At 62.8% G+C, this 12,735-nt stretch carries 10 protein-coding genes and 1 tRNA gene; 9 read left to right on the top strand and 2 right to left on the bottom strand.

What is annotated here, in order from left to right; genetic code table 11:
• Positions 1 to 64: 64 nt before the first annotated feature.
• From ACP7BY_RS13735 to ACP7BY_RS13715, 5 genes are all read left to right on the top strand, one after another.
• A complete protein-coding gene (locus ACP7BY_RS13735; RefSeq protein ID WP_033965834.1) occupies positions 65 to 1,525 on the top strand; it encodes an NAD(P)(+) transhydrogenase (Re/Si-specific) subunit beta in 1,461 nt (486 codons plus the stop codon).
• A 54-nt stretch (positions 1,526 to 1,579) separates the two neighbouring features.
• Positions 1,580 to 2,482 carry a hypothetical protein gene (locus ACP7BY_RS13730; RefSeq protein ID WP_033965832.1) on the top strand — a complete coding sequence of 301 codons (903 nt, stop codon included), beginning with the start codon at positions 1,580 to 1,582 and terminating at the stop codon, positions 2,480 to 2,482.
• Between the two features lie 162 nt (positions 2,483 to 2,644).
• Complete coding sequence (locus ACP7BY_RS13725) at positions 2,645 to 3,637, top strand: MarR family winged helix-turn-helix transcriptional regulator (RefSeq protein ID WP_137902444.1); 993 nt, start codon at positions 2,645 to 2,647, stop codon at positions 3,635 to 3,637.
• Positions 3,638 to 3,722: 85 nt separating this feature from the next.
• Positions 3,723 to 3,798: transfer RNA gene (locus tag ACP7BY_RS13720), tRNA-Val, on the top strand.
• A gap of 155 nt (positions 3,799 to 3,953) precedes the next feature.
• On the top strand, positions 3,954 to 5,249 hold the full coding sequence (locus ACP7BY_RS13715) for a tyrosine-type recombinase/integrase (protein ID WP_033965830.1): 1,296 nt from the start codon (positions 3,954 to 3,956) through the stop codon (positions 5,247 to 5,249).
• Positions 5,250 to 5,454: 205 nt separating this feature from the next.
• Here ACP7BY_RS13715 and ACP7BY_RS13710 read toward each other — a convergent pair whose 3' ends face one another.
• Positions 5,455 to 5,664, bottom strand: coding sequence for a helix-turn-helix transcriptional regulator (locus ACP7BY_RS13710; protein WP_033965829.1), 210 nt, complete (start codon positions 5,662 to 5,664; stop codon positions 5,455 to 5,457).
• A gap of 285 nt (positions 5,665 to 5,949) precedes the next feature.
• Entirely contained in the window at positions 5,950 to 7,815 is a 1,866-nt protein-coding gene (locus tag ACP7BY_RS13705) for a reverse transcriptase/maturase family protein (RefSeq protein WP_046408784.1), read from the bottom strand.
• An 898-nt stretch (positions 7,816 to 8,713) separates the two neighbouring features.
• On the opposite strand from ACP7BY_RS13705, the gene ACP7BY_RS13700 reads away from it, so the two are divergent.
• The 4 genes from ACP7BY_RS13700 (at position 8,714) to ACP7BY_RS13685 (ending at position 12,719) form a co-directional block, all read left to right on the top strand.
• Positions 8,714 to 10,474 carry a ParB/RepB/Spo0J family partition protein gene (locus tag ACP7BY_RS13700; RefSeq protein ID WP_033965828.1) on the top strand — a complete coding sequence of 587 codons (1,761 nt, stop codon included), beginning with the start codon at positions 8,714 to 8,716 and terminating at the stop codon, positions 10,472 to 10,474.
• A gap of 57 nt (positions 10,475 to 10,531) precedes the next feature.
• On the top strand, positions 10,532 to 10,768 hold the full coding sequence (locus tag ACP7BY_RS13695; RefSeq protein WP_033965827.1) for an RNA polymerase sigma factor: 237 nt from the start codon (positions 10,532 to 10,534) through the stop codon (positions 10,766 to 10,768).
• Between the two features lie 71 nt (positions 10,769 to 10,839).
• On the top strand, positions 10,840 to 11,769 hold the full coding sequence (locus ACP7BY_RS13690) for a nucleotidyltransferase and HEPN domain-containing protein (RefSeq protein WP_033965826.1): 930 nt from the start codon (positions 10,840 to 10,842) through the stop codon (positions 11,767 to 11,769).
• 53 nt (positions 11,770 to 11,822) lie between these two features.
• Entirely contained in the window at positions 11,823 to 12,719 is an 897-nt protein-coding gene (locus ACP7BY_RS13685; protein ID WP_033965825.1) for an HNH endonuclease, read from the top strand.
• Positions 12,720 to 12,735: the final 16 nt, after the last annotated feature.

The raw sequence follows: 12,735 nt of genomic DNA, 5'->3' as shown, positions 1-12,735 counted from the left end.
CCGGGGCTGATGGCGCGGTGGACCCCGGCACAAGGCCGGGGTGACGGTAAGGGGTTGAAGGCAAGTGGAACAGATAACGGTCAATCCCTGGGCATCGCTCGCTTACCTCGTCGCGGGGGTGTGCTTCATCCTCGCGCTGCGCGGGCTGTCCAGCCCGGCGACGAGCCAGCGCGGCAACCGCATGGGCATCATCGGCATGACCATTGCGGTGGTGACGACGCTGGTGACGCATGTGCCTTTCAAAGATTATCAAGACTTCGGTCAATTGGGCTTCATCGCGCACGTTGACGGCCTGACATTGATCGAAATCCTCGCAGCAATCGGCATCGGCGCGGCGATCGGCATCACCACGGCGCGCAAGATCGCGATGACCGACATGCCGCAGCTTGTCGCCGCCTTCCACTCGCTGGTCGGCCTGGCAGCGGTGCTGGTGGCATGCGCGGCGTTCCTCAATCCGGGCGCGTTCGGCATTGCCGTGGATGGCCTGATCTTCCCGCAAAGCCGCATCGAAATGGGCCTCGGCGTCGCGATCGGCGCGATCACTTTCTCCGGCTCGGTCATCGCCTTCCTGAAACTCAACGGCAATATGGGCGGCGCGCCGATCCTGTTGCCGGGGCGGCATGTGATCAACCTCGGCGTGCTCGCCGCGATCCTGGGGCTGGTCGGCTATTTCACCATCGACCAGAGCGCGTGGGTATTCTGGACGATCACCGTGCTCAGCTTCGCAATCGGCTTCCTGCTGATCGTGCCGATCGGCGGGGCGGACATGCCGGTCGTGGTGTCGATGCTCAACTCCTATTCGGGCTGGGCGGCGGCGGCGATGGGCTTCACGCTGCACAACACCGCGATGATCATCACCGGCGCGCTGGTCGGATCGTCGGGCGCGATCCTCAGCTACATCATGTGCAAGGCGATGAACCGCAGCTTCCTCAGCGTGATCGCGGGCGGCTTTGGCGGCGAAACCGCGACGGCGGGCGGCGCGCCCAAGGAACAGCGGCCGTGGAAGCGCGGATCGGCCGAGGACGCCGCCTTCCTGCTCGAACAGGCCGAACAGGTCATCATCGTGCCGGGTTACGGCATGGCGGTCAGCCAGGCGCAGCATGCGTTGCGCGAAATGGGCGACAAATTGAAGGCGCATGGCGTGCGCGTGAAATATGCGATCCATCCCGTGGCCGGGCGTATGCCGGGCCACATGAACGTGCTGCTGGCCGAAGCAAACGTGCCCTATGACGATGTGTTCGAGCTGGAGGACATTAACAGCGAATTCGCGCAGACCGATGTCGCCTTCGTGATCGGCGCGAACGACGTGACCAATCCGGCAGCCAAGACCGACAAGACCTCGCCGATCTACGGCATGCCCGTGCTCGACGTGGGCAAGGCCAAGACGGTGTTGTTCATCAAGCGCTCGATGGGAGGGGTCGGCTATGCCGGCGTCGACAATGACGTGTTCTACATGGACAACACCATGATGCTGCTGGGCGACGCCAAGAAGATGGTCGAAGAGATCGTCAAATCGCTGGACTAAGGCAGCATCCTTCCGCCAAGCTTTTGATCTGAAACGCGAACGGGGGTTTGGGCGATGGTGACGGTTGGCGATATTATCGGCGGTGGCTTTCGCTTGATCCGGGAGCGGATCGGTGCGGTGGCGGTTTGGGCTGGTCTGTATCTGGTGATGAACGTTGCTGTGGTTTTGGCGCTCCGGCCGATCATGGCCGGGACGCTGGCGGCGCAGGCAGCAGGCGCTGCCCCTGATCCCGCGCTGATGATGGCGGGGATGAGCCAGATGTTCGGCCTGTACCTGCTGCTGATGATCGGCCTGCTGGTGCTGTACACAGCCGCGTTGCGCGCCGCTGTCCGCCCGGCGGAAAGCGGCTTTGCCTATCTGCGTCTCGGCATGGACGAAGTGCGTATGGTGCTGGTGGCGCTGGTGCTCTCGGTCGGCTTCTTCCTGCTGTACGTGCTGCTGGCGCTGGTGATTGGCGTGATCGGCGGTGTGGTGGCGGTTGCGGCGCGCGCAGCGGCGGTGCCGGTGTTCGTCCTTCTTGGTTTGATCGTGTTTGCGGTGCTGATCTTCTTCTATGTGCGCTTCTCGCTCGCCTTCGCGCTGACGATGCAGCGCGGCAAGATCATGATCGGCGAATCGTGGAACCTGACCAAGGGACGGTTCTGGACGCTGTTCGGGGCCTATTTCGTGGTCGGGCTGATCGTGACCGTGGTCTCGGTGGTGGTGCTTGCTATTACCCAGGGCAGCTACATTGCGGAGATGGCACAGGGCGGCTTCCGCCCCGAGGCGGTGCAGGCCGCACAGCGGCACCAGATGGAGCAGCAATTCGGGGCGATTACCGTCCTGACCATATTGGGCTGGGTGCTCGGTGCGGTGCTGATGACGCTCTGGATCACGCTGGCGGCGGGTGTTGCGGGCGCGGCGGCGACCGGATTGCGCGAGGATGACTTTGCCGACATCGCTGCCGTCTACGAATGAGCGCTGAGGCTTTGCTCCGTTACGGAGCAAAGTTACGCAAATACGCAGCTTTGGCCGGGCTTTTCCCCCGAAATGGGTCGGCTTTCGCTGTTCCGCTGTGCGGGTAATACGTAATTTGCGTACTTAGCCGCGGCGCTAGCCCGGCGTAGCGGAGCGGCAGCGATGGGCGACGATGGACGAGCGACCGGGGGAACGTTCCCAACCAGCGCGGATTGGCACCGGACCCCGGATATTCTGGCGATCGTAGAAGAGCGGCACCGCGCGGCTGTGGAGGAGGTGTTCGACGCCGTTCGCGGCGGGAGCCGGGCGTGGACCGACTGGCGCGGTGCCACCGAGCGCCTCAATCAGCCGGGATCGGCGGGAATTGTCGTGGCGGACGCCCGCGGAGTGGGCGAGGCGGAGCTTGCGGTGGTCCTGCCCTTGCTCGACGCGTTCGCCCGGGGCGGGGGCCAACGGGTCATCATCGTGCTCGATTTCGAGCAGATCGACAGCATTTCGGCGGCGCTCGCGGCCCCCGGGATCGAGCTGTTATGCGCGCCGACGATGGCCGAATATGTCGCTGCCGTGATCGTCGCGGGCGGCGGCGCTGGCGGGGTCCGCGATAGTGGCCGTGAGGCTGAAGCCGAGCGATTGCGGCAATTGCACGAGCAGGTCGCGCGAATCGCCGAGACGCTGGCGCGGTTGGCGGGGGATGTAGCCGATCCGACGTTGAGCGAGTCCGGACGCGAGTCCGCGCGGGAGGCGGGCTATGTCGGCGAGCATGGCATGCGCTATCGCGGCCCGGCTCCAAGCGCGGCAGCCGCACCCGATATCACCGCGCGCGAGATTCGCGATGCGATTCGCGCGCGGCGCTTGCGCGACCAGCATTTTGCGGGCGGCCTGTTCGAGGACCCGGCATGGGACATGCTGCTCGATCTCTTCGCCGCCGAGCTGGAGCGGTCGCAGGTCTCGGTCTCCAGCCTCTGCATCGCCGCCGCCGTTGCGCCGACCACCGCGTTGCGCTGGATCGCCAAACTCACCGATGCCGGGCTGTTCGAGCGTCAGCCCGACCCCTTCGATCGCCGCCGCGCCTATATGGCGCTGTCCGCCCGCGCGAGTACGGCGATGCGCGCTTATGTCGGGGCGGTGCAACGGATCGGCGCTGCCATTGCGTAATCATAAGGCGGCGTGGGTGCGGAGGCTTGCAGTGTCGGCCGGGTGATGGCACAGGGCGCTTCTTCGTTCCCGCAAGCGGGTTCGCGGGCGATTAGCTCAGTTGGTAGAGCGTCTCGTTTACACCGAGAATGTCGGCGGTTCGAGCCCGTCATCGCCCACCATCTTACCCTTTCAAGAGATGCCACGGGGTCTCACCCCCTTGCAGAATCCTCGGAATTCTGGGATTCATTGGTTCCACCGCTTCCGATGTACTCCCCTTGAAGCGCAATTGGGCTGGGGGCATTTCGGGGGCACTGACCGACGAGGAGGGGGCATCGTGTCACTCACCGATCTGCAGGTGCGAAAAGCTGCACCACGCGAGAAAGATTATAAGCTGGCCGACTCCGGTGGCCTCTACCTGTATGTGACCCGAACAGGCTTCAAATCCTGGCGATTGAAATATCGCTTTGCCGACAAGGAGAAGCGGCTCGTCTTCGGCCCATACCCTGAAGTGTCGCTTTCGAAAGCCCGTGCAGAACGTGATCGAGCGCGCGCCTTGCTGCGCGAACATCGCGACCCTGCTCTGGAAGATCGCAAGCGAAAGATGGCCGCTCACGCGGCGGCGGGCGCAACATTTGAGCGTGTGGCGACCCAATGGCACGACGATCAGCGGGCGCGTTGGTCACCCGTCCAGGCAAAGAAAGTTATCCAAGCATTCAAGCGCGATGTATTTCCTGCCATTGGAGCGCTGCCCCTAATCGATATCGACGGTCCAACCGTGCTCGCCATGCTTCGGAAGGTTGAAGCTCGCGGCGCGATCGACTCGGCAAAAAGAATTCGGCAGCACGTTTCTGCTGTTTTTTGCTATGGGATGGCCGAGAGTCTCGTCGATATTGATCCGGCTGCGACGATCGGTCGGGCGCTGAAACCGATCGGCAAAAAAGGAAAGCAGCCTGCGTTACGAACCATCGAGGATGCTCGGCAACTTCTTGCAGATATGGAGCAGTCCACTTCGAGTCCTTTAACCAAGATTGCGTCGCGCTTGCTTGCGCTGACCGCCGTTCGCCCAGGGGTCGTCCGCGCCGCGAAGTGGGTAGAATTCGAAGGGATAGGCTGGGACGAGCCCACTTCCCCGGCAATCGATGCCGTCTGGAGGATCCCGCCTGACCGGATGAAGCTGGAATTACAGGACAAGGAAGAGGACGCGCTTGAGCATCTAGTTCCGCTACCGCCTCAGGTCGTGGAGCTTTTACGCGCGCTGCGACCCCTGACGGGCAGGATCGATTTTCTCTTTCCGAGCATCAGATCCACGCGAATGCCGATGTCGGAAAATGCGATCGGTTATATGTATTTCCGCAATGGCTACAGCGGTCGGCATGTTCCGCATGGATGGCGAGCGACGTTTTCTACGATCATGAATGAGCGCGCGATCACTTTGAAGCGCCCGGATGACCGTGCCATAATTGATGCGATGCTCGCGCACAGACCGAAAGGGTTATCCGCCTCGGAGATGGCCTATAATCGCGCACTTTATATGCCGCGCAGGCGTGAGTTGGCGATCGAATGGGCGGAGCTATTGATCCAAGGGCTGCTGCCCGTAGAGCAACTCGTCGCCGGGCAGGTGCGGCTGTAGCGTCTTGTCGATTTCCTTGCACATCCGGCGACCATCGTGCCGACACCCCTCCGGCTATGATCGATGTGGCTTGCGTCGTGCCGATTGTTCCAGCAACGCGTTCACTCGGATGACGATACGGGCCGTGCAGTTTCGAAGGCAAGCGACAGGCACCCATGCCCAACGCAATGATTTTGTCCGCTTGAAGCCCCGTGCAACGTCTCGATCAGGCTTTATCCTCGACGCTGTAAAACATCGGATTGTGCAGCCAATCGGAAATCGCCGATTCGCGCCATCCCACGCAGCGAGCGGCGATGCGGACCTGAGGGGGAAAGGTCCCTTGGTCGACCTTGCGATACAGGGTGGAGCGGCTGAGGCCGGTGCGGTCGAGCACGGTATTGAGGCGGAGAATGCGGTCGGGGGCATCGGTGGTCATGGCATGATCCTCGTTCGCGTGTGATCCAATGGCGATCAGGATTGAGATGGCGTGGGCGCTGGACAAGGGGGGCGGGGCCGAGATGTACCGGGCTGCACCAGACCGGCCCGAACAGCCCCCATAAAGTCAGGGAGCAATAGGGCTTGTGCCGTCCCGCGCGGGCGTGCGGTCGAGCTCTATGGCGCTGTGCGCCACCGAGTCGCCTTTGGCGTCTCGGTAGGGTAGACGCGAGACGCCTCTTTCGAGGACGCCCCAGCGCCTCCCCCCGAACCGTGCTTGCACCTTTCAATGCACACGGCTCTCCATTCTGACAGGCATCCGGCCACCGTGATGCGCAACATGACATTTGTGGCACAGGACGACTGTCCTGCGCCGTCGTGCCGATTGTACCCAAGGCGTCAGTTGGTCGCGTCGCTTATCTTTCAGGCGATTGGGATGATGCATCTCGAACGGACCATCGGTGTCGCCGCATGCCTCGCATTGCTCGGCACTCAGGCGCGTGACCAGATCGTTCGGGCTCTGCGCAAGGCGAGAGCCTACCGTGATGGAGTCGACGAGGGGGTTATCCCACGTCTTCACGATCAGATGCTTCAGTTTCCACACCTTATGGACGCGCGGCTCGCCCCGAACCACGGTGATAACACCGTGATCCGACCCCATCTTCAGATATTCCTCGGCCTGCCGCCTCGTCGAGCGTCGCCGGCATGCTACAGTCGCAAAGAGGCTCCTGAGCATGACCAGCTCCAACTTGTCGAGTGACGCTTTCACGCCATCGGCGATCGCATAATAGTTCGCGAAGCCCCGGAACTCTGAGTTATAGGCAACGATAATCTCCGCCAAACTGGATTCCATGAGTTGCGGACGCACCCGGCCATTCCTCATGTCGAGGTTGCCGAGCTTTTTGCGCCTGCAGAACGCATAGACCCGATCCCTCGGCACCCACAGCTTGATATTCCCCCGCGTTGGCCGACGAAGGATGCGTCGCATCCCGCCGCCGACCGCCTGTCGCCCCGCCATTGTTCCGGGAGAGCGCAGCGTGAAGGCGCATACGTGGAAGCCAAGGAACGGCGATCCCCTCGATGCATCGCGAACCCCGGTTTTCTCCGGTGATACCGTCAGATTGAGCCGATCAGCAAGGAAGTGCTGTATGTCGGCCATGATCCGAACGGCATCCGCCTTGCTGCCGATCACGCCGACGAGGAAGTCATCGGCATAACGGCAATAGCGCAGGCGGCGGAAGTTGGGGTCCATTTGATCAACGGATGATATCTTCCGTCGATCCCGATTGATGGCTTCGATCCGAGCAAGACGGGTTCGGACCTCTGCCTCATCCGCGCCAACGGCACGGATTGCATCGATCTCCTTGCGAAGTGCGGCGATTTTCTGGCTTTGGACAACATATGCGGGATTGGCCCGCCGTTTGACGCCCTTGTCGAAGCGAGCCCGCATTTCCTCCATGAACAAGTCAAGCTCATGAAGATAGATGTTGGCAAGCAAGGGCGAGATGACCCCGCCCTGTGGAGTGCCGCTATAGGTCCGCTCGAACTTCCATTCGTCCATGCACCCGGCCTTGAGCATCGTCCCGATCAGATCAATGAACACAGGATCATCGATCCGGCGGGCCAATAGGCTGAGCAGGATATCATGGTCGATGTTGTCGAAGAACCCGCGAACATCCACTTCGATCAGCCATTTCGCGCCCGTCCAGGTTCTGCGGATCTCTTCGAGAGCCGTGTGGCAGGAGCGACCCGCGCGAAACCCATGACTGTGTTTCGAGAACACAGGCTCATAGATCGCCGCGAGGATCATTCTCGCCGCCTCCTGAACGATGCGATCATCCGCCGTAGGAATGCCCAATGGGCGCATTTTACCATTACCCTTGGGGATATAGACCCGCCGCACTGGACGAGGGCGGTAACGGCCTTCCGCCACGCCTTGGGTCAGACGATCCAGCCTCGCCAGCGTCATGCCGTCGAAGGTCTGGCCGTCTACTCCCGGCGTCATGGCACCCCGGTTTCGGGATACCCTGTCATAAGCCCGCTCATATAAGCAGCGGGACCGCATGAGGCGGTGGAGACCATTGATCCGCTTGCCCGCCCGCGACAGGGCCGGAAGCTTCTCGATCCGTCTCAGGATAGTAGCGGTCTGCATCAGCAGTTCCTTTCCGTTGATCCATCGAGTTTACAGAACTGCCGTCCTTCGCCCGGGCGCGCGGATTTCGACAAGGATCGCTCCCGCTTATACCGCTGTCCCGTCCGCCTCTCGGCGGTTGTCCCGGCCATTACACCGGGCATTTGACTACTATGACGGCTCCGTCGCCATGCAGGTCCGGCAAGCCGTCCTGTTTAGGCGATCCCGCAGTTGCGCGAGTGAGGAGTCGCGGCGCGTTTAGGTGCCCCGTTCGTTTCCTTAATCCCCTTACCGGGGCCACGCCGGGCGGACTGGCAGCGATTTGCAGGGCCGTGCTCCTCGCTCCGCTCGAGACGGTGTGTCAGCCGCGTTCACCGTCACCTACCTAGTGGTCGTTGGAAACTGGGATTCAAACAATCAAGTCTTCACCATGCGCGCCTTGCCTGCTGGTCAACCGTCAGGCTGCGGCGCCCAACTTCGATCCGTACCCCGACATGCTATGGTCCCGTTTTCCTTTCGGAATCTCAGCCGGTTCATCACCAGCACCGGTAAGTCGGTCAGGCATGAGCTATGCCAATAAGCTCAGTTCATTCGAACTCTCCTTTCTTCTTCGCGCCACAACGGCGCACGCCCCGGGGGGGTGACGATCTCTGACGAAGGATCGCTCGCGTGCGATCGATCCGGCGGTCATCGCGCTTTGGGCGCGATGGCGTTTGCGCCTCCGGCGTCGATCTGGCGGGGGAGCGTCGCTGTCCCTTAGGCCCGTCGCGGCAGGCCGCAACCTGAGCTGCGCTCAGGCCTTCCACTGCGTTGCAGCCCGTTGGGTGCAGCCTGCCTGTGCCGACGGGCCTGCCGGTCCGCTCCTGCCGCTCCCCCGCCATTCCGGCGCCGGGTGCGGTGTTTTGAAGGAGTGAGAACCATGGAACTCAAACATATCGACATCGCCCATCTGTCCGTGTCGCCTGTGAACATGCGGGCCAAGGGCAAGACCCTGGACATCGCCAACATTCTGCCGTCAGTGCGGGCGCGCGGCGTGCTCGTGCCGCTGATCGTGCGGGCAAAATCCTGTCCTGAGCTTGCCGAAGGAGGAAGCCCAGGCAGCTACGAGATCGTGGCGGGCAAGCGGCGCTATCATGCGGCGCTGGCGGTCGCGTCCGAGGGTGGCGAGATCGAACCGCTGCCGTGCGCGGTCATGGAGGCGGGGGACGATGCGGCAGCGCTCGAAGCCTCGCTGATCGAGAACATCGCTCGGCTGGACCCGGACGAAGTGACGCGGTGGGAGAGCTTCACCCGGCTGGTCCGCGAAGGGCGGACCCCGGAGGATATCGCGCTCACCTTCGGGCTGACCGAGCTGCAAGTGAAGCGGACGCTGGCACTCGGCAATTTGCTCCCGCGTATCCGTTCGCTCTATCGGCTGGGGCGGATCGATGCGGCCACCGTTCGGCATCTGACCCTCGCATCGAAGGCGCGGCAGCGCGACTGGCTGGCATTGCTCGACGACGAGACCGCCTATTGCCCGAGCGGGCAGGCATTGAAGGGGTGGCTGTTCGGCGGCGCGTCGATCCCGGTGAGCGCCGCGCTGTTCGATGTTGCGGACTATACGGGCGAGATCGTGTCCGATCTGTTCGGCGACGAGCGCTACTTTGCCGATGCATCGGCGTTCTGGACCGCGCAGACCGCTGCCATTGAGGCCAAGGCCGAGGCGTATCGCGAAGCGGGATGGTCCGACGTGATCGTGATGCCGACCGGCGAAGCGTTCCACAGCTGGGAGCATGAGCGCACCCCCAAGCGCAAGGGCGGCAAGGTGTTCATCGCGGTGAGCAGTCGCGGCGATGTGGCGATCCACGAGGGCTATGTGACGCTCAAGGAAGCGCGGAAACGGGGGCAGGCCGACCCCGTCGAGAAGCCGGTCCGTCCCGAGATCAGCGTGCCGATCCAGAACTATGTCGATCTGCACCGGCATGCGGCGGTGAGGGCGGGACTTGCCGACCAGCCCTCGGTCGCGCTGCGGCTCATGGTGGCACATGTCATCGTCGGCTCGCCGCTTTGGAACGTCCGCGCCGAGGCGCAGCGTACCGCCAGCGATGTGATTGCGGAGAGCGTCGAGGGATGCGCATCGGAAGCCATCTTCGACGAGAAGCGGCGCGCAGTGCTGGCGCTGCTCGGGTTCGATCCCGAGGCGCCGACAGTCATCGGCGGCGATGACGGCGAGCATGGGCTGGCAGGGCTGTTCGTCCGCTTGCTACAACTTCCCGACCCGGCGCTGTTCGACGTGGTCGCCATCGTCATGGGCGAGACTTTGGAAGCAGGGAGCGCGCTGATCGAGGTGCTCGGGCCGATGCTCGGCACCGACATGGCGAAGGTCTGGCAGCCCGATGACGCCTTGCTCGACCTGATCCGCGACCGCGAAGTGCTCGGGGCGGTGCTGTCCGACGTGGCGGGCGAGAGCGTCGCAGCCGCGAACGAAGCCGCGACGGGCAAGGTCAAGCGCCAGATCGTCCGCGACTGCCTGACCGGCGAGAACGGACGCGCCAAGGTGGCGGGCTGGGTTCCGCGCTGGATGACATTTCCGCCAAGCGCTTACACCGAACGTGGCGGTGTCGCGACCGTCGCTCGCGCCGGGAAGGTGGCGAGCCTCGCCGTCACGCCCGAGCCGCTGCCGCTTCGGCAGGCAGCGTGATCCCGATGCTGGCGGCCGCAAGGCCGCCAGCTCCCCAGCCCTTGTGGGAGATGTCCCATGACCGAGCATCCCGACCCCAAACGACTGAAACGGCTCGCACAGGCGATCCGCAAATTGCCCCGGTGCCAGCGCGAAATCTTCTGCGCGATCCGCTTCGACGATCTCGGCTATGAGGAGATCGCACAGCGAACCGGCCTCACCGTTGCCGAAGTCGAACGCCTGTTCGCCGAAGCGCTGCTGAACTTGATACGGCGTCTCGATGGGAAGGCCAAATGCTGGTGGCGCTTCTGGTGAAAGACTGGCCTCGCGGGGCAAGGCCCCGCGAGGCTTCGCTTTGCGCGATTGCTCGGATAGGATCACCCGACATGCGTACCGACCTCGACCATCTTCCCCGGGCCAAGCAGCGCGAGCTGGAGCGTATCGTCCAAATCCTGTTCGAGGAGTTCGGCGACGCGGTCGCCATTGCGACCTCGGACTGGAAGAAGCAGGCGCGCGTCCTCAAGGTCATCCTCTACGGCTCCCATGCGCGGGGCGGTTGGGTGGACGAGCCGCACACCGCCAAGGGCTATCAATCGGACTTCGATCTGCTGATCATCGTCAACCACGACAAGCTCACCGACCGCGTCGAGTTCTGGTCCACCGCCGAGGACCGGCTCAATCGCGAGCTCGCGGTCACCAGGACGCTGCGCACCCCGGTCAATTTCATCGTCCACACCCTGCAGGAGGTGAACGACGGGCTGGCGCACGGGCGCTATTTCTTCATGGACATCGCTCGCGACGGCATCGCGCTCTACCAGAGCGACGACAGTGAACTGCACCAGCCCAAGCCGAAGACGCCGCACGCGGCATTGGATATGGCGAGGGAGTATTTCGAGGAGTGGATACCCAGTGCAGCTAGTTTTCTAAAAGGTTATCGCTTCTACATGCAGGAAGGAGACTGGAAAAAGGCAGCCTTCCTGTTGCACCAAGCAACGGAAAGCCTTCTGCATTGCGTCCTTCTCGTGGTGGAATTCTACACCCCTCACGTTCACAATCTGGGATTCCTACGCGCACAGGCCGAACGGCTTGATATTCGTCTCGTGCACGTCTGGCCTAATGACAACCGCAAGCAGCGCGGCATGTTCGAAAAACTCAAGGAAGCCTATGTGAAGGCGCGCTATTCGAAGCACTACCGGATCAGCGAGGAAGAGCTGGTCTGGCTCGGCGAGCACGTCGAGGAACTGGGCCGCGTCGTGCATGTCATCTGCGCCGAGCGAATTGCCCAGTTGGAAGCGACCGCACGCGACGCTGGCTGAGCGCCTTCCAACAGCCGGTTTCATCGCTCGCGCTGACCGGCTATTCGCGACGAATGGGCAAGGGCGTTTTCATTCATCGATCGGATTCGATCTACGACGACAGCCCGGCCGAGCGATATCAGTTTCCGCCGCAATATCTCAGCCGCGTGAGCGCCTGTGTCGGCGACTGGATCATCTATTATGAGCCAAGCAAAATCCACGGCACGCGCGGCTATTTTGCCACCGCGAAGGTTGCCCAGGTCGTACCCGATCCAACGGCGCCGGATATGTATCTGGCGCTGATCGAGCCGGGGACCTATCTGGATTTTATTAACCCCGTGCCGTTCAACGGTCCGCTCGGTCTGGCGGAACGCGGTGTGCTCAACGACGCGGGAAAAGTCTCCGGTCGGGCACAGTCGGCCGTTCGGCCGCTCTCGATTACCGATTTCAATCGCATCGTCGATCTTGGCACCGCGGAGAGGGACGACTTTCTGCCGCGTGTCGATGACGAAACCGACAATGTAGTTCACGAGGAACGCACGCCGTTCCTGCACGAAGTCGCGCGGGACCGGGTCGCTTACCTCGGTTCCCGGCTGGTGCGGGACCGGCTGTTCCGCCGCCGCGTCGTCACCGCCTATGACGCGCGCTGTGCCATCACCGGGCTGAAACTCATCAATGGCGGTGGCAGGGCCGAAGTCGAAGCCGCCCATATCCGGCCGGTGGAGCGCGGCGGCCCCGACATCGTCAACAACGGCTTGGCCTTGTCAGGAACGGTCCATTGGATGTTCGACCGCGGCCTCATCAGCCTGACCGACGAGCTGGAAATCGTGATCAGTCGCCAAGCGAACGATGCCGAGGGGATTCGCTCGCTCGTCAATCGCACCGGCTTGGCCACGCCTCCCGCGAGATCGGCGGACCGGCCGCATCCGAGCTTCCTTGCCTGGCACCGCGAACACTGTTTCAAGCACTGACCCAGGAGGCTTGCTC

Origin of the sequence: Sphingomonas sp. PSPC2-2 (genome assembly GCF_049897725.1) — a bacterium.
Classification (GTDB): domain Bacteria; phylum Pseudomonadota; class Alphaproteobacteria; order Sphingomonadales; family Sphingomonadaceae; genus Sphingomonas.
This window is presented reverse-complemented; position numbering and strand designations above follow the sequence as displayed.

What these genes read in the sequence shown, in the direction of transcription:
- ACP7BY_RS13705 (WP_046408784.1), bottom strand. Translation starts at nt 7,815, where the DNA reads ATGCAGACCGCTACTATCCTGAGACGGATCGAGAAGCTTCCGGCCCTG.
- ACP7BY_RS13695 (WP_033965827.1), top strand. Translation starts at nt 10,532, where the DNA reads ATGACCGAGCATCCCGACCCCAAACGACTGAAACGGCTCGCACAGGCG.
- ACP7BY_RS13685 (WP_033965825.1), top strand. Translation starts at nt 11,823, where the DNA reads ATGGGCAAGGGCGTTTTCATTCATCGATCGGATTCGATCTACGACGAC.
- ACP7BY_RS13730 (WP_033965832.1), top strand. Translation starts at nt 1,580, where the DNA reads ATGGTGACGGTTGGCGATATTATCGGCGGTGGCTTTCGCTTGATCCGG.
- ACP7BY_RS13690 (WP_033965826.1), top strand. Translation starts at nt 10,840, where the DNA reads ATGCGTACCGACCTCGACCATCTTCCCCGGGCCAAGCAGCGCGAGCTG.
- ACP7BY_RS13725 (WP_137902444.1), top strand. Translation starts at nt 2,645, where the DNA reads ATGGGCGACGATGGACGAGCGACCGGGGGAACGTTCCCAACCAGCGCG.
- ACP7BY_RS13710 (WP_033965829.1), bottom strand. Translation starts at nt 5,664, where the DNA reads ATGACCACCGATGCCCCCGACCGCATTCTCCGCCTCAATACCGTGCTC.
- ACP7BY_RS13700 (WP_033965828.1), top strand. Translation starts at nt 8,714, where the DNA reads ATGGAACTCAAACATATCGACATCGCCCATCTGTCCGTGTCGCCTGTG.